Raw genomic sequence first — 16664 nt, 5'->3', positions numbered from 1 at the left:
CAAGGCATGCGTCACGCCATCGCGGCAATGGCCGCACAAGGGAACAACCTCGTCGTCGACGAGGTCGTGATCGGAAAGGATAAGGAGCGAGAATACCGTGCACTCCTGTCACGGTTCGATTTCCGTTTGGTGGGCCTCTTTGCTCCACTGGCCGTGCTCGAAGCGAGGGAGCGCGAGCGTGGAGATCGAGAGATAGGCTTGGCGCGTTGGCAGCACGATCGCGTTCACCGCGATATGACTTACGATCTGGAGATCGACACTACCGCGACAACGCCCCTGGAAAACGCCCAGAGAATTCGTGACGCCTTCGGGCTCTGAGCGGCCGCATGTCTAGCGTAAGGTGGACAGCGGATGTCCGCTCTCCACCACCTGCACACATAGGAGAACCGGGCGGCCGGCGCCGCAGTCGACCAAAGGAAGACGCTCGGCCTTCGGGAGGGTGATCCCGAGAGCAGTCATTCGCCGACCGGGGTCGAGGGCAGTTCCGCGCCCACATCAGCCATTCAGTCGACCCCGACCGTTTCTCCGAAGCGGACATGCGAGCGGGATAGGCTCGTGACGGACATGGGTGGAGAGCCGACATGAAGCGCATGTTGGAAGAGAGGCCACTCTGCGCCCATCCCAGTCACTGCGTCACGTTATCTGGTGCCCAAATAGGAGACATAGACCTACAGTCGGTCGTACGGCGGCCCTTGGATGGTTTTCTGCCGGTCCGCTTCCGCGTCAGCATGCACTGAAATCAGACGTTCGGCTAAAGGCAGAGACTGATCGCAACCAGCCCGTCCGCTCACGGTCACCAACCGCGAGTAGCCGACCTTCGCCTAATTACTAACCAATGGCCGCCGGGTTCCGCCTACTTCGTTTCTGTTGCTCCCGCCAAGCCCTGGCGGCTTTTTGCACAAACCGTTCGTCATGTATCCTCATCGCCTTGCGGATCGCACGGGAGACGGCCTGAGCCTCGCGCCCTACCCACTTCTCATCAATTGAGAAGAGCTTCGCCATACTCGCCGTCGTCATCTCCTCGTGCGAAAGATCGGCGACTGCCACAACGGTCCGTTCTCCTAGCCCGAAATGATGTGGATTCTTCTTGGCGTGGCCAATCATCAACTGCAGCTGGAGCGGATCGCGGAGATACGCCACTAGATCGGTAGGCGTGGGCTTGTCCCCTTTCCAAAGTGCCTTCATTGCCGTGCGATGCAAGATCGTCGCCGCCTTGCCTTTCAGGTGGTGTGGGCGAACGATGTGAAAGTATCGCTCTTGAAAGAACCGCTTCAGGCCAGAAGCATCTGTGACATAGACGCCGTTGTGGTCACCCTTCATGGCATACGGCAGGGAGTTGACGACGCAGGGGACGATGGTCTTGCCCGCGACGTCGATACCGGTTCGTTCGAGAACGACATCGGAATACTCAACAAGCGCGTATGCGAGGCGCTTCACTTGTTCGATTGCCGCTACGATCTCCAACGCGAAGTAATATGCCGCCGCCGGGTTGTGTCCCGACAGCGCCCGGTTCTTACACTCGAGAACGAAGATATGATCGTCCCAGGGGACAACGACATCATACTCGAATTCCTCGCCATCCCGCTTGAACTTGAAGGATTTCGCCGCAAAGCCCTGCTGCTCAAAGAAACGAAGTGTCTCTTGTTCGAAGGCTTTCCCCTTACGGCCGAGCTGCTGGCTTTGGCCGGGCTGCTGGCTTTGGTTGCCGATTGCTGATAGCGTAACACGCGCAGGGTCGGCATTCAGAATGCCTGCGGCGAAGAGAAGGAGAGAGCCGCCCTGCATTCGAATAAGCGGCTGGTCGAATAGGTCGCGGCTGGAGGCGCGAAGCGACGCCTGATCGATGAACGTCTCCGCTGCTCCGTCCTTCAGGCCGACGCGATCAAGGGTAGCGATAAGCGTCTCGCGGGGCACGATGAAGCAAAGGCCGCTCTCGCCATCCCGTGCGTACCGCTCCTCGGCGAGACACTGCAACGTAGCATAGCCACGGATCCACTCTATTAGTCGTAGGCCACGGGGGCGCTCTCGATCGTCAACGATCGAATAGCCGAGAATCTCGCATAGGGAGACCCCGGAGTGCGCCTCCTGCGCCGAAACGAACGGGCCTGGAGGAAGGCCGAGGGGTCCAAAGATTCCGGACGCCTTCGCCTGCATGTTGGTCTGCAGCGCCATCTCATGGAATGTCTGAATAAGCCGGTCGTTGAGGCGTTCGTTCGCTAAATAGTCGAAGAACTCACCTGAACTGATATGGTCGTATTGGATGGCTGTGTCGGTGCCTTCAGGTGCCCACGCCGGCAGATTGCCTGCAGTGAACACCTTGAGCTCGCCACCGAAATAGCGGCAGCGCTGCTCCATCCGCTCCCAGTGGCGCCAGGACACGGCCAGAGCCTCCGTCAGTCCGGCCTTATAGACTTCGTCTTCCGTGACGTCCGGCAATTTCGGCAGCACCAGGAACTTCTGAGCATCGAACCACTTGTAGCGATGCCCTAGCAGCATGAGCGTCATGGTCGTGATATCGACGATGCCCGCCAACACGCCGTCCGGTGAATACGACGAGCCGTCGGTTCGCTTGATCCGGAATGACTGCAGCGTCAGTTCCTTGCGTCGGGTGGTTGCCGTATGAACCGCCTCCATCAGCTCGTGATAGGCGTACGCTGATCGGGAGAGCGCCGCCGACGCCTGTGTGTCGGGCCGCAGTTTGGCGGCGACCGTCGCCGCCTGAGTTCGTAGGATTTCCCGGTAACCGGCCTCTATTTGTTGGATGACAGCGATCTCGTCGCCCAGCAGCGCCGCGGCATCTGTGCCGAATTGCTTCTCGAGGAACTTGCGGAGCTCCTCGACGAAAGCGGAGCGGGCCGCCTCCCGCGCCTCATCCGGTCTCTTGATAAGAAAATCAGTGCTGCGACGAATATGGCCGAGGAGTTCCGATAGGCCGTCCTCGTCGAGATCGACCATCAAGAGATGCTGCCTAAACTCGCTCCACGCGAACGCCTTCAACGCCTGCTTGACGAGGTTCTCTTTTAACTTCTGTGGCAAGTTCTCAGGGGGCGTCATTTTGGGGTGTGTCATGATCCATTTTATTCATCGGCAGCATCACACCTTGGCTGTCACTGGGGAGGTCACGGCCATGCCTGCCAGATTGTCGGTTGATATTTGCCTTCTCAAACCTGATGACGGTACGAGATTCAGCCTGCTGTCAGATAGTTTGTCCCCAAACGCGAACGTCGTCGGGTCGCGTCGGACGGGGATGGGAAGCGCATCGTTGCCGGACAAGAAAGCCATATCGAATGGGACGGACTCCACTTATCAGCGCATGGGCATGAGCGGACAACTGCGTTCGCATTGCATATCAAGTCTTTTTGGATGACTTACATGGGCGCTCTCCCCCTCGAGCTCCGCCATCCCAGGTCCGCTTCCGGGATGATCTGACGTGGTTCGGTATGACTGACTAGGGTCGCTTCGAGCCATTGATCATTGTCGGGTCGAATGTCCGCTTGTTGCCCTGTGCTCTTGAAAACGGCCATCCCGGTATCGTGAAGAGTTTCGGACGCCGTTAGGCGCACGAAAGTCTTCACGATAGCGGACGCTCTAGAGGCCACTACTCGGCCGCAATCTCTTTCCGCTCTTGAGCGACCAGATCGACCAGCTTCCATCCCTGTTCCTCAGCTGGTCCGATCAGCGCAGCCGCTTCAGATTTGCGCAGTGCCAGCCCAAGGAGTTCGCGCGGCCGGGTCACCGCCACGAAGACATTGGTCGCCGCAGTCAGGCCAACCCCGGTGAAGGGCTGGTCGGTGACACCGAAGGCCCGCGGGAGCGCCGTCGTCAAGTCGACGCACTTCTCGTCGGCCCGGCGGCCTTTCCACACCTCACTCTCGACGACGAGGATGCCGTCGACACTCTTGCCCTTGACCGAGTGAATCGATCCCAGCCGCAGTGTGACATCGCTAAGCTGCACCTGTTGTGTCGAGCGGCGGTCGGGAACAGCCAGATCCGCCTTCTGCTCGGCGACGAAGCCACAAAATTCCGCGATAGCGTCGACCGCGTCCACGGGGTGCGGACCGAATAGCGGCAGGAACTCGCCAAGAAACGTCAACCAGGCGGCTTCTTCCCACGCCGCGTCGCCGGCAAGGACATGATCGCGCAGCAACCGGCGCACCTTGCGCGGCAAGGCGAGGTCGCGCTGCGCGAGCGTCGCCCAGACGTTGTGCGCGGCGATCGGGCGTTCGTTCGGCGCCTTCCATCCATATGCACGCACCAGACTAGCGACGCCAACCGCGAGCATCTCGCCGACCTCGGCGGGCGGCCGTGCTGCCGCATAGTGAACCGTCGCCTTCTGAAGCTGACGGCACAGGAGGTTGGACTTGGCGACCAACCCGCCCTCGCTGCGGTAGGCCGGATGATAGTCGACGAGGCTTTTGGGTCGCCACACGCCGTTTTGGCCAGCCAGGGTGTGACGCGAGGCGACGGCCCAGATGTCGCGGGTGCCGCAGGTGCTACCCCAATGCGCGCGCACCTCCTCGGCAAAGGCGCCGAGCACGTTCCCGATCGTCGCTTCGTCGAAGAGGAACATCACGCGCGACGCCGGTCGTGTGCCGATGCCGACGATGGTCTGCGCCTTGCGCACGGTCAGCCGGCTGGCGAAGCCCGCAATCTCGCCGCCGAAGCGGCGGCTAGTATCGAGCGGGATGCATCGCACCCCCGGTGTCCAATAGGCCGGGGCAACAGAATCATCCTCGTAGAGCGTCTGATTGCTATCGCCCAAGCGCTGGAACGCGGTGTCTTCCCGTCTGAACAGATGCTCGAGCAGCTTCAGCTGCTCGCCATGCGTGTCCTGCGCCTCATCGAGGATGACAAGGGGAAAGCGTGCGCGCAGCCGGTCGGAGAGCGCTGGATTGGCCCTGAGCGCGCGCCAGGCGAGCGCGGTCATATCGGCGTACCGATAGAGGCCGCGTTTGACCATCGTCGCTTTGAGTTTGGCGAGGGCTTTTCCGCAATTGGTGTCCGCACCATGCTGGCCCTTGCGGCGCCGCACCATCAAACTTTCGGGCGTAGCCCCGTCGTCATCAAAGTCGGGATCGAGATCTAGATCAGTGACCCATTTTTCCACGGTCATCGACGCTCGTTTGGCCTGCTCCTCCAATGCCCAGAAAGACGGGTAGCACCGCAATGCCTCGGCAGCGAAGGCGTCGTTGTCGATCTGGCGGACGCTCCAGCCGAGCCCGCGCAGATAGGGTAAGGCGAGATACTGGTTAATGAACGCGGTCACCGTACCCGTGAAATGCGGGTAGGCCATCAGCCGCGCCGCGGTCGGATGTTTGGCGATTTGATCCTCGACTTCGGTGCGCGCGGCATTGGTGTGCGACATAACGCAGACGCCTTGCCGGCGGGTTATCCAATTGCGCGACAGCAATGCGAGCTTGGCGGCGAGCAGCGTCGTCTTGCCGTTGCCGGGCGCGGCCTGGACGTCGCACGGTTCGGTATTCGCGAGGAAATCGGTCTGGCTCGGGTCGTTGAAATCGCAGCCGCCGAGCTCGGTACCGAGCTCGACGAGCAATTCGGGTGTGAGCGGCAGGATCTCGAACATCGTGCTATGCCGCCGCCGCCGCGTCGTCCATGCCCGCCACTCCCACTTCGCTGCCCTCGGGGTCCAGGTCCTCGGCTACGGGCGGCGCGCCGGGGGCATAGCCGCCGGTCACATAGTCGATCGCGCGCACCAGATAGGGTGGCAGCCGATCGCGCATCTCCTTGGGGGTGTCGGTGCGCTTGCGGAGGATCGCGGCCAGCTGCTCGGCGACCTCAGCCTTGGACGCTTCCCTGTCGTACACGGGCTGGTAGATCTTGACCGCGATCTCGATCGCCGAGAGGCCCTCTGTCTTCCAGCCGGCATAGGTGGCGCTAGCATCTTTGATGATCTTCGCAAGCCACTCGGGCCTGCGGCTGCTGGTCTTCGCGAGTTGGACCGCCTGGTGAACGCTTTCGGCTAGCCCGGGTTGGAGCGCGAGGTCGAATTCGAGCGTCCAGCAATCGGCGATGAAGGCATCGACGGGATCCCCAACGTCTCGGCGCAGCGTCCTTAGCCGCGCGGTAACATCGCCCTTTGTCAATTCGTTCGCCGTCTTGCGATCGCCGACCAGCGCCCTGGCCTCCGCGGGCGGAATGTCGCGGTCGGGGATCAGCGCGACCGGCACGCCAATCGCGTAACCGGTCTTGCGCTGGAGAATGCGGCTGTAGCGGAACAGCCCGCGGTGGCCAACATTGACGATCGACACGCCATGGCGGCTGAGCGGGCGGCCGAGCTTCTCGGCTATCGCAGGCAGCAACAGGTGCTCGCCATCGCCTTCGACCACGATCAGCGCGCGAGCGAAGAACAGGTTCGCCTTGGTCGCATCGAGGAAGCGGCGGAGGAATTCGTAATCGTCCGGCTCGAGCCGGGTGTGCGCCGCGCTGAGCGGATAGGCGCGGTGCCCGACGATCATCGTCATTGTCTCAAGCTCGGCGCCGGCAGCCAGCTGCGGGCTGTGCGTGGTGAGCAGGACCTGGACCTGCTGATTTGCTTCGCCCTTGTCGGGGTCAGGCTTGGCGGCGCGCGCCGCGAGCACCTCCATGAACAAGGCCTGGTGCTGAGGGTGGAGATGTGCCTCGGGTTCCTCGATCAGGAGGAACGGCACCTGGTCGGGATGCGACTGGAGCAGCAGCAGCTCGGCCGCCATGAACAGGAGATTGTTATAGCCGAGCCCGCGCTGGACGCGCTCAGTGCCGGCCTTGGCGTTCAGATAGAGCTCAAAGCGCTCGAGGATCTGGTCGAACGAGCCGCCTGCGCCGAGGTCAAGCGTCGCGACCAGGCGATCGTCGACGAAGGACAGCTTGTCAAGGAAATCGGTGTTGACGCTGCTCGCGACGCCTCCGACTGCGGGGTTGTCGCGCACCGCCGCGTCGGCCGCGGCGAGCGTGTCGTGGAGAGTCGCATTTGCGCCCGGCACCGCCGGCTTGCTCTCCGGCCCCATGACCGGCATCGCACCGAGGATGCGCGACAGGCGCGAACGTCGGCCGGCGCGCAGTTCGCGCTCGGCATCGCGAAGAGGCTTTAGATAGGTCGCCTTGAGATATTCGCGCAGTTCGCCGTCGAGCGGCAGGCCCTCGCCTTCGGCGCCGGCACGATGCTGGCTGGCGACGACGCTGCCGCCGCCGGGCGAGATCCGCCGCGCGCTCTGCATGCAGACATGGAGGCGGAGCTTTCCCTTCTCGTTGGTGCACCATTCGAGGAATCGAGATTCCTCGTCAGGGGTGAGGTCATCGAAGGTGCAACGCACGACGAAGTCGCACCCGCGCGTGCCGACGGTGTCGACATGGAAGTCGTGCTCGTCGGGCCGGATATAGTCGTCGCCGCGAGTCCACAGCACATAGCGGGCGGCATCGATGATCGCGCTCTTGCCCGCGTCATTGGGGCCGACGAGGATATTGAGGCCGGGCGAGAGTTTGAGCCGCAGCGGCTCGGTCGGCGCGAAGCACCGGAAGCCGCTCGCGTAGACCTCGGAAATGTACACTATTCCCCCTGCGACTCGCCGCCAACATTACCAGATACGTTAGCGTAGCAAAGTACACGAGTTGTGGCGAGCGCCCGCACCAGATAGTTGCCATTCCGATGGCGCCGTCGGCGTGGCACTAAAGCGTCCGCTTAGCGGTATCGGAGTGGCACCAATCCCGCGGAGCGGGTTCGTGAACGTGCCGCCATTAGGTGGGGCTGAACGTCCAGTTCCGAGATCGTCCGATCGGCCTTCTGACGGCCGACATGGGTCGACGGCTACCGTTGGTTATCCCCATGAACGAACGTCTGCTTGTTGCTGTTGCGCACTCCAGAGCAGCTGTTCCGGTTTCGGCCAACACCTGACGTCGATCGCGGTCGCCTGAGTGTCCGAGAAGGGCCGGCAGCAGCCGAAGCGCCTGCACGATGCAGCGTCCGCTTTGCCGCTTCGCGCGGCTGGAAGCGGACGGGCTGCTTCCGGCCAAACCAGGCCAGCGAGCGAACGTCCGCTTCTCTCGTCGCCGGAGCGAAAGCAGACCAGCGGCTCTCCACCCCCTGCACACATAGGGGAACCGGGCGGCTAGCGCCGCCGTCGACCCTAAGCAGAAATACGACCTTCGTCCGCTCCCCGCGCGGCAATGAAGAGGGCCTCCAGCTTGCGTGGGTCCTGTGAACCGGCGTAGGGTCCCGGCGCCGATCGGCGCGCTAGGCCATTGATATGGCAAACATTGCAGGGGTCACTGAACGGCGCCGATTTACAGCGGAGCCCCACCAGCAGGTCGGCCTGGATAAAGGTCGTCTTGCCGGTCCGACGGTGTGCCGCGAGGAATAGGCTGGATGACCTTTCGAACGGTCCGAGGCCGAGCAACGCGTCCGTATAAGCCGCGCCCCCTTGGGGCGATGGAACACGAAAGGGTGACTCGGGTCGCTGTCCGGCACGCTTTATCCCCATTTATCCGAGTGGGGATAATTTAGTCATCGCGATATAGTGTTGCGAACCCGCATTGAAGTGGAGCCTTCTCTAAATCGCCTATAATGAATTGAAATCTCAAGCGAAATGGTCCCGGAGGCGGGGAGCCAATCGCGTTCACCGGACCCCCTCCCGCGCCCTGATGTCCCCGTCCTATCAACGCAGTATGGCGAAATCTACCGGGTGTCGCTTCGGAGTTAATCTACATCGTAATGTCGAGAGCTCGTAAGCATCGTAGCGCTGGCACATTGCGGCTCGGCGACTGACCGTGATGCAAGACAAGGATGGATGCGGTCCCTGACATCGCTGCATTGGATGAGAGCGGGGCGAGTCTTTCGACTACCCGCATCTGGCTGCGGTGTTGGCGAGCATGAAGCCGAGTTTGATGTCTGTAAGCCGAGAGAGTCCGTGCCACATGACGGTATTACCGGGAGGCGGGTCCGTAGTGCGGGCCATGTAGCTGCCGAGTTGCGCGAGCTTGGTGAGGTAGGATGAGAGTGTAGATCGGCGCCGTCCGGTGACCCCTGCAATGTTTGCCATATCAATGGTCTGGCGCGCCGATCGGCACCGGGACCCTGCGCCGGTTCACAGATATTGCGCCAGCAGTTGATGCACTGCTGGTCTGGCATACGCACAAACGGCCGCTATCGGTCCTGGTGACGCCCTTTCCCATCGGCACCTGGATCGACCTGCAGATCGGCGCCACCGCGGTCGTTTTCGCCAATGATCCGGAGGTATGCCGACCGCCAGCTGCTGCGGCGCTAGCCGCGCTCTATAGGCTCACCCCGGCCGAGGCACGTCTGCTGGAAGCGCTGTTGCAGGGCGAGCGGGTGTCGGAATTCGCGGAGCGTGTCGGTATCCGCACCGACACGGCCGATGGCCGGGCCGCGCGGGCTGCTGACCACCGTGGGGACGACGCTCGGGATGCGCGGTGCTGGCGTTAGGTCACAATCACGCGAAATCTGACCTCGCGTCTACCAAAACGTAGGCCGCGGAGACATGCGGCGGGCACCTTCGTTGCAGTCGTAGCCGCCTTCGTTGCAGAGAAAGGAATGATCTTGCGTGCCTGTCCGCGGCTGTGAGTCCTTGGTGAGGGACCCCGAGTCCTTGGTGAGGGACCCCGGCGTCCGCCGCTCCTGCGGAGCGTGCCAGAGTAGCAGAGAGAACTCGGCGCCTCTTTCGCGGAAGGTGCACAGAGACCCAGCATTGGACATGGATGCCCAAAGTCACTCGCTGATAGGCAGGCTGATAGGCAGAATAATGTTCTCCTTGCGGTTCGTGCAGATTGCCGCCGAAGCCCCCTAGATCTAGTGCCGTTGCGTAGTCGACACGTAACACAGATATACTTTGTCAACATTTACAGACGGTCGATTGACTAGTGTATCTGTAGTGGAGCCTAATCGCCATTGCTTCAACTATGCGTTTCGTTCGGCAGGGAGCGATTAGGAGGCGCCAAACAGCTCATGGAGGATTGGAGGGGTTCGAGTCAGGACCTGGTTAGAGCGTTGTGCGCAATCCTGGGGCCGACGGTCGAACGCCGCGGTTACCTCAAACCGACGCGGCGCCCGGGATCCTCGTTCTGGCAGGCGTCAGGCAACGTAGACGGTGTTCGTCATAGGCATACCACTTGGACCACTGAGCAAGTGAGTGCAATGAATGCATGCATTGAATGGACGAGGATGCTGTATAAGGGCGAGACAATTCCCCGGCAGCGACACGTCGTGACTTGGACTTTCGTCGCCCTCGCGGAGGCTTACAAAGCCGACCGTGATGTCGGGTTATCGGAAGACGAGGCCAAGCGAGTTAACCGCCTCCTTCACTGGATTCCCAAGGGCAAATCGGCTGATGAGGTGGACGGGAGCTTCCTTACCGAAGTTGTATCCAAGAAGCGGTGGCCTAATGGGACGTCCTCGGCAAGCAGGCATCGCGAGGTCGTCGGCGTCGCGAAAGCAATCCGCTCATTCGGAGCCTCGAAAGGCTGGTGCAAACATCCTTCCGACTATCCCAAGTCACCGCCCTACAAGGGTGAGATTGAGTGGCTGGACCCCGATGAATTCCTGAGGCTGCAGGCGGCAGTTCCCCCTGACCTTGCGAGCTTCATGCTGTTCCTGGTCTCGACGGGTCCGCGGGCCGGTGAAGGCGTTGAGGTGGATCGCGCTAACTTCCGCTACGGCTGGATAACGATTGTGCAGACCAAGATCGGCGGGGAAAAGCGCCTGGTCCAGCTCTTCCCAAGAGCCCGTGAAGTCGTCCTCCGTCAGATCGCGGGCGGTCCGAGGGAGGGGCGCCTCTTCCCGACCGTTGATGGCACAAGGCTGCCGGACGGCACTGAGCAGTCCAAGAAAGTGGTAAACTGCTACCTCAGGCAGGCGGCGGAGAGGTGTAGAATCCGCAAAGCTGTCACGCTGAAGCTCTTCAGGTCCACTTGGACTTCCTGGCATCTGTGTGTCTTCCATGACATCATCTTGACCCAGAACGTCGGTGTCTGGAAAAGCATGCCGGTTGTCCTTCGGCACTATGCTGGCCTGATGCCGCCGGAGATGGCTCCCGACATCGCAAAAATCTGGGGCCTGGACCTCAGCGACTTAACGCGCTGGCGAACCCCCGGGAAGTTCGCGCCGGTCCCCCTCGGGGGGCAGCGTCCAGCCCATGGGGGAGGGCACCGATCGAGTTGAGGCGGGGGGCCCTTCGTGAGGGCTAGTCTTCCTCGGGCTGTGCGCTCTCGCGGCAAGGAAGGCGGTCTGCTCCCGTGTGTGCCCGGACGCGGTGGCGAGCTCTCCGGAAGGGGACGCTGTCACATTCCTGCCACAGAGGTCGGAGAGGACGTGGCCTTCAACGGGTTAAGCGGCTGAAAAATATGGTGTTGCACGACAGGATTGAACTGTCGATCTCTCCCTTACCAAGGGAGTGCTCTACCACTGAGCTACAGCAGCGCCGGGTGCGGGAAAGCGCGGCCTACCTAGACTCTCAGGGGCGCGGGTGCAACCCCCGTTTGGCGCATGCCGATGCAAACGAATGCAGAACGGGCGGGTTGGGCCGACGCCGTCCGGTGTTGCCTCAACCACGCCGCCGGCGGAAATAGCCGTAGAGGTCATCGAAGACCGCACCACCGCGTTCAAGCCGCCGGTTGTCCTCCCGGTTGGCGATGGCGATGCCCTCGATGAGCCGGGCGATTCCGCCGGCCTCCTCGCGGCCGAACTTGCCGTCCTTCAGGTCGATGTCGTGGACGATCTCGCCGATGGCGGTCAGGCCCGGGTCCGTCAGCCCGGTACGGGCCTGCAGCACCTCGAACGTGCAACGGTCGCCCTCATGGGTGAACTCGGCGTCGAACATGTCGAAGCGCAATTCACCCGCCTGGGGCGCATAGCCTTTGGCGGGGACGAACTTGAACCGGGCGTCCGGGTCGATGAAACGGCGGATGAGCCAGGCAGTGGCGATGCGGTCCACGTAGACGCCCTGCCGGGTGACCCATACGCGTCCCTTCAGGATTTCGGTATCGGCATCTGCCGGTGCGGCGTCCCGGTCGGGCGTGCTGGCGGTTTCCTCTTTCCGCAGTCGCTCCTCCAAAGCCCCGAGCAGGCCCTCCGCCGTCTCGCGCCCGACGGCGTCGAAGAAGTCGATGGCGACGATCCGGGCCAGGTTGGACCTGAGCCGCGCGAGCTTCGCCCGGATCTCGCCGCCGGCGGACGACGTATCACTCAGTTCCCGCGCCTCCTTCGCGAGATCGTCGTAATCGGCCTCGCGGGCGGCGTTGAACAAGGCGCGGGCCTCGTCGTCGGACAGGCCGTCGATCAGCCGTGCTTCGCAGATCAGGCCCTCCCCGCCGCCTTCGACGATTTCCTTGAGGAGCCATTCCAGGTCTTCCTGCGTCTGTTCGGTGGCAGGCAGCGCGTAGACCGAGTTCTTCACCGTCACGGCGCCCAGGCCCTGGAGCCGCCGCCAGATCTTCACCCGCAGATAAGCCGGCTTGGCCGGAAGCTGGTGCATCAGCAGCAGCCATCTCTCGGGTCGTCCAAGGGTGGAGGGCGTGGTTGCTGCCATTCCTCGTCTTCATCACATAAGCGACAGATTGGATGAAACGCTCGTATCATCGTTTATGAAAGATATAAAGTCCGTATCATTCGTCTACCAGCAAGGGCCTCATGCCCAGGACGCCGCCTCGCCGCCGTTCCGGCCGAGTGGCGCCGCTTACCGCAACATCGCCACGGAGAAGCCACATGACCAGGTGGGTTACTCGTGAACACCCCAAGATCGACCGGATCGCCTGCCCCTGGCTGATCCGGCGCTTCATCGATGCCGATGCCGAGTTCATCTACGTGCCGGCGGACAAGGTCTTCGCGACCGCGACCGAAACCGGCGCGACGCCTTACGACATTGCAGGGGCGGTGCCGTTCTCGCATGTGGGCGAGCTCTGCTCTTTCGATGCCTTCCTGAACCATTACGAGCTGAAGGATCCGGCTCTTCAGAAGCTTGCGGCCATCGTGCGCGGCGCCGACACCGCCCGGCCTGATCTGGCGCCGCAGGCAGCGGGGTTGCACGCGATCTCGCTCGGCCTGTCGAAGAACTATCCCGACGACCATGCCATGCTGGAGCAGGGCATGGTCATCTATGACGCCCTCTACACCTGGTGCCGGGATCTGCAGGCCGGCGCGCACGGGGCCAGGCCCGCAGAGCCTCCAGCACCCGTTGCGTCGTGAGGAAGATGGCCGCATGACCCAGGCGGTTCCCTCCTCCGGAACCCACGTTGCGGCGCCGTCGCGGCCGATGGAGATGGATACCGCGCACGGTGTCGGTCTTGCGGAGGCGTTCAAGGTCTGGGTGCGCGTGGCACTGCTCAGCTTCGGCGGACCGGTCGGGCAGATTGCGATCATGCATCGAATCATTGTCGAGGAGCTGCGCTGGGTGTCGGAGGCGCGGTTCCTCCACGCGCTCAACTACTGCCACCTGCTTCCTGGGCCCGAGGCGCAACAACTGGCGATCTACATCGGTTGGCTCATGCATCGCACCCTGGGCGGGCTGATCGCCGGCGTGCTGTTCGTGGTGCCGGGAGTGGTCGCGCTGATGGCGCTCAGCCTGGTCTACGTGACCTGGGGAAATGTGGACGTCGTCGCCGGATTGCTCTTCGGCCTCAAGGCAGCCGTTCTGGCCGTGGTGGTCGAGGCAGTGCTGAGAGTGGGCCGAAGGGCGCTGAAGTCCCGAGTTGCGGTGGCCATCGCGGCCGCGGCCTTCGCCGCACTGTTCTTTTTCGCCGTTCCGTTCCCGGTCGTCGTCCTGGCAGCCGCGGCAGCGGGCTTCGTTGCGGATCGGTCCGGCTACACGGTGGGATCAACCCATTCGCGCGGTGAGCATGGCGATGACCTGCTGGGCGAGACGATGCCCGCACACGCGCAGCCATCCACCAGCCGGGCACTGCGCGTTGCATCCGTGTGGCTGCCGCTGTGGCTCGGCCCCGTGGTCCTCCTGCTCGCGTTGCTTGGGCCCGGGAACGTGTTCACGCAGCTGGCCCTGTTCTTCAGCGCGGTCGCCGTGGTGAGTTTCGGCGGCGCGTACGCGGTGCTCGCCTATGTCGCCCAGGAAGCCGTCCAGACGTATCACTGGCTTGCCCCGGGCGAGATGCTGACCGGATTGGGCTTGGCCGAGACGACGCCGGGCCCCTTGATCATGGTCGTCCAGCATGTCGGATTCCTGGCGGGGTATCGTGCCCCTGGCGCGCTGCCGCCGTTGCCAGCTGGCGTGCTGGCGGGTCTGCTTGTGACCTGGGTCACGTTCACGCCGTGCTTCCTCTGGGTCTTTCTGGGTGCGCCGTATGTCGAGGCGCTGCGCGGCGTACGCGCACTTGGCGCCGCCTTGTCGGCCGTGACCGCTGCCGTGGTCGGCGTGATCGTCAATCTTGCCGTCTGGTTCGGCGTCCATGTCATCTTCCAACGAACGGTCAGCTGGCACGGCTACGGCCTGGCGCTGGACATACCGGTACTGGGTAGCCTGGACCCGTTCGCAAGCGTGCTGGCGGTCGCCGCCGCCTTGGCGCTGCTGCGCTTCAGGATCGGCGTCATTCCGACATTGCTCGGCTGTTCGATCGCCGGAGTGGCATTTCAGCTCGCATTCGGGGGTGTCCGATGATTCGGCGCCGGCCCACCATCGCCCATTTCCTGCCGCAGGGAGATATGCCATGCGCACGCTGTTCGCGATCGCAATTGCTGGCCTGTTGCTGACCGGCGCACCCGCGACCGGCGCCGAAGTGGAGTGGAGCAAGGTTGACCGGGCGCTCGGCAAGGTGGGCACGGATCAGCCAGGCGGCGTGCATAAGTATGGGCTGCCGCGGTCCGACCTGCATGTCACCGTCGATGGCGTCGTCATCAAACCCGCCTTCGCGCTCGGCGGCTGGCTCGCTTTCAAAGCGATGGGCACTGGCGGCATGGTTATGGGCGACCTTGTCCTGACCGAGGACGAAGTCAATCCGGTGATGGCGAGGCTGCTCGCGGATGGCATCACGGTGACGGCCGTTCACAACCACCTTCTGCGCGCCCAGCCCGCGACCTTCTACATGCACGTCGCCGCGCAAGGAGATCCGCTGAAACTCGCAACGGCACTGCATGACAGCCTGGCGGCCGCCAGCAAGACGCCGTTCGGGGCTTCGGTCGCCGCGGCTCAGCCGGTGCCGGCGACGCAAACGGATCTCGACACCGCAAAGCTGGAGCAGACGCTGCGCTACAAGGGAACTGCCAATGGCGACGTGTACCAGTTCGGCATCCCCCGCAACGACATCGTGGCGGACAAGGGCATGCCAGTGCCGCCGGCGATGGGTACCGCCATTGCCATCAACTTCCAGCCGACAGGCGGGGGCAAGGCCGCGATCACCGGCGACTTCGTGCTGCTGGCCGAGGAGGTCAACCCCGTTCTTCTCGCCTTGCGCGAACACGGCATCGAGGTGACGGCCTTGCACAACCACATGCTCAACGACCAGCCACGGGCGTTCTTCGTTCATTTCTGGGCCAACGGCGACGCTACGAAGCTGGCAGAGGGTCTGCGTGCCGCCTTGGATAAGGTCAATGTCGTGAAGAGCTAGAATACGACGTTGCCGAGAAGCTGAACTGACGCTCGCCTGACCTGCGACTTTCGGGAGATGCATTATGGAACACACGCTCGGGAGCATCGCGCTGATCTCCGGCCTGGCCGCCTGCTGCCTCGCCGCGGCCCCCCGCGGCGGCCACGCGGCCGGGTCCGATGCATCACTCGCGCTCGAAGCAACCATCCCGCTGCCCGATACCGGCGGGCGCATCGATCACATGGCGGTCGATTCCGGCCGGAACCGATTGCTTGTCGCGGAGCTGGGGAACAACACCGTCGACGTTGTCGATCTGTCCGTGGGCAAGGTCGCACACCGCATCCAGGGACTGCGTGAACCCCAGGGCGTCGGCTATGCGCAGAAGGGCGACCTCGTGCTTGTCGCCAACGCCGGCGACGGCTCCGTCCGGTTGTTCCGGGGAGAAGACCTGATGCCGATCGGGTCGATCCCTCTGGGCGACGACGCCGACAATGTCCGGATCGATCCTCGCACGGGCGCGGCCGTCGTCGGCTACGGCAGTGGCGGCCTGGCCATCATCGATCCCGTGAGCCGGACGAAGACGGCGGACATCAAGCTGCCGGCGCATCCCGAAGGCTTCCAGATCGACCCGGACAAGGGCCTGGCCTTCGTCAACCTGCCGGATGCGCACCAGATCGCCGTCGTCGACCTGCGCGCGGGCCATGTGTCGGGCACCTGGAGACTTTCCGCCGCCAGAGAGAACTTCCCGATGGCGCTGGACCGCGACGCGGGATTGCTCGCAACCGCATTTCGCCGCCCGCCCGGGCTCGCACTGCTTGCGCGCGACACCGGCGCGACGCGCAACGAGATCACGATCTGCGGCGACGCGGACGACGTGTTCTTCGACGGCAAGCGCCAGAGACTCTATATCAGCTGCGGCAGCGGCGAGGTTGCCGTTCTGCGGCGGGATGGCGACACCCTCCGTCCCCTGCCGTCCGTCGAGACCGCTTCCGGCGCGCGGACGTCGTTGTTCGTGCCGGAGCTGGACCGCCTGTTCGTGGCGCGGCGCGCCGGCCTGCTCGGCCACGATGCGGCCATCCTGATCTACCGGCCAGTGCCTTGATGCAACCCAGCGCCGCCGCAACGGA

Annotated in this window: 11 protein-coding genes and 1 tRNA gene; 7 read left to right on the top strand and 5 right to left on the bottom strand. The window is 63.3% G+C overall.

Annotated features, from left to right (window positions below):
- Positions 1 to 6: 6 nt before the first annotated feature.
- Positions 7 to 318 (top strand): phosphotransferase-like protein, encoded by a 312-nt coding sequence (locus tag OL599_RS17585; RefSeq protein WP_264715168.1) that lies wholly within the window; start codon positions 7 to 9, stop codon positions 316 to 318.
- 510 nt (positions 319 to 828) lie between these two features.
- On the opposite strand, the gene OL599_RS17580 is transcribed toward OL599_RS17585, so the two are convergent.
- The 3 genes from OL599_RS17580 to OL599_RS17570 form a co-directional block, all read right to left on the bottom strand.
- Entirely contained in the window at positions 829 to 3054 is a 2226-nt protein-coding gene (locus OL599_RS17580; protein ID WP_264715167.1) for a nuclease-related domain-containing protein, read from the bottom strand.
- 544 nt (positions 3055 to 3598) lie between these two features.
- Complete coding sequence (locus OL599_RS17575) at positions 3599 to 5584, bottom strand: UvrD-helicase domain-containing protein (RefSeq protein WP_264715166.1); 1986 nt, start codon at positions 5582 to 5584, stop codon at positions 3599 to 3601.
- A 4-nt stretch (positions 5585 to 5588) separates the two neighbouring features.
- On the bottom strand, positions 5589 to 7544 hold the full coding sequence (locus tag OL599_RS17570) for an ATP-dependent nuclease (protein WP_264715164.1): 1956 nt from the start codon (positions 7542 to 7544) through the stop codon (positions 5589 to 5591).
- 1604 nt (positions 7545 to 9148) lie between these two features.
- Here OL599_RS17570 and OL599_RS17565 point away from each other — a divergent pair.
- Both OL599_RS17565 and OL599_RS17560 read left to right on the top strand, forming a co-directional pair.
- Positions 9149 to 9436, top strand: coding sequence for a hypothetical protein (locus OL599_RS17565; RefSeq protein ID WP_264715163.1), 288 nt, complete (start codon positions 9149 to 9151; stop codon positions 9434 to 9436).
- Positions 9437 to 10171: 735 nt separating this feature from the next.
- Positions 10172 to 11167 (top strand): tyrosine-type recombinase/integrase, encoded by a 996-nt coding sequence (locus OL599_RS17560; RefSeq protein WP_264715162.1) that lies wholly within the window; start codon positions 10172 to 10174, stop codon positions 11165 to 11167.
- A gap of 183 nt (positions 11168 to 11350) precedes the next feature.
- Here OL599_RS17560 and OL599_RS17555 read toward each other — a convergent pair.
- Positions 11351 to 11425, bottom strand: a tRNA-Thr gene (locus OL599_RS17555).
- 124 nt (positions 11426 to 11549) lie between these two features.
- Positions 11550 to 12443: a chromate resistance protein gene (locus OL599_RS17550; RefSeq protein WP_264715161.1), complete on the bottom strand. Its 894-nt coding sequence runs from the start codon at positions 12441 to 12443 to the stop codon at positions 11550 to 11552.
- Positions 12444 to 12709: 266 nt separating this feature from the next.
- Here OL599_RS17550 and OL599_RS17545 point away from each other — a divergent pair, with 266 nt between their 5' ends.
- The 4 genes from OL599_RS17545 (at position 12710) to OL599_RS17530 (ending at position 16639) form a co-directional block, all read left to right on the top strand.
- A complete protein-coding gene (locus OL599_RS17545) occupies positions 12710 to 13189 on the top strand; it encodes a chromate resistance protein (protein WP_264715160.1) in 480 nt (159 codons plus the stop codon).
- 13 nt (positions 13190 to 13202) lie between these two features.
- The gene (chrA, locus tag OL599_RS17540) at positions 13203 to 14612 is read left to right on the top strand and encodes a chromate efflux transporter (RefSeq protein ID WP_264715159.1); all 1410 of its coding nucleotides are present in this window, start codon (positions 13203 to 13205) and stop codon (positions 14610 to 14612) included.
- Between the two features lie 49 nt (positions 14613 to 14661).
- On the top strand, positions 14662 to 15558 hold the full coding sequence (locus OL599_RS17535; RefSeq protein ID WP_264715157.1) for a DUF1259 domain-containing protein: 897 nt from the start codon (positions 14662 to 14664) through the stop codon (positions 15556 to 15558).
- A gap of 64 nt (positions 15559 to 15622) precedes the next feature.
- The gene (locus OL599_RS17530; protein WP_264715155.1) at positions 15623 to 16639 is read left to right on the top strand and encodes a YncE family protein; all 1017 of its coding nucleotides are present in this window, start codon (positions 15623 to 15625) and stop codon (positions 16637 to 16639) included.
- Positions 16640 to 16664 lie beyond the last annotated feature (25 nt).

Origin of the sequence: Limobrevibacterium gyesilva (genome assembly GCF_025989185.1) — a bacterium.
Classification (GTDB): Bacteria; Pseudomonadota; Alphaproteobacteria; order Acetobacterales; family Acetobacteraceae; genus Limobrevibacterium; species Limobrevibacterium gyesilva.
The sequence above is the reverse complement of the archived record's forward strand: the minus strand, read 5'-3'. Positions and strand labels throughout refer to the sequence as shown.

Bases quoted from the DNA above. Each gene is read 5' to 3' on its own strand.
- OL599_RS17545 (WP_264715160.1), top strand. From the start codon at position 12,710: ATGACCAGGTGGGTTACTCGTGAACACCCCAAGATCGACCGGATCGCC.
- OL599_RS17580 (WP_264715167.1), bottom strand. From the start codon at position 3,054: ATGACGCCCCCTGAGAACTTGCCACAGAAGTTAAAAGAGAACCTCGTC.
- OL599_RS17560 (WP_264715162.1), top strand. From the start codon at position 10,172: ATGCTGTATAAGGGCGAGACAATTCCCCGGCAGCGACACGTCGTGACT.
- OL599_RS17530 (WP_264715155.1), top strand. From the start codon at position 15,623: ATGGAACACACGCTCGGGAGCATCGCGCTGATCTCCGGCCTGGCCGCC.
- OL599_RS17585 (WP_264715168.1), top strand. From the start codon at position 7: ATGCGTCACGCCATCGCGGCAATGGCCGCACAAGGGAACAACCTCGTC.
- OL599_RS17535 (WP_264715157.1), top strand. From the start codon at position 14,662: ATGCGCACGCTGTTCGCGATCGCAATTGCTGGCCTGTTGCTGACCGGC.
- chrA (WP_264715159.1), top strand. From the start codon at position 13,203: ATGACCCAGGCGGTTCCCTCCTCCGGAACCCACGTTGCGGCGCCGTCG.
- OL599_RS17575 (WP_264715166.1), bottom strand. From the start codon at position 5,584: ATGTTCGAGATCCTGCCGCTCACACCCGAATTGCTCGTCGAGCTCGGT.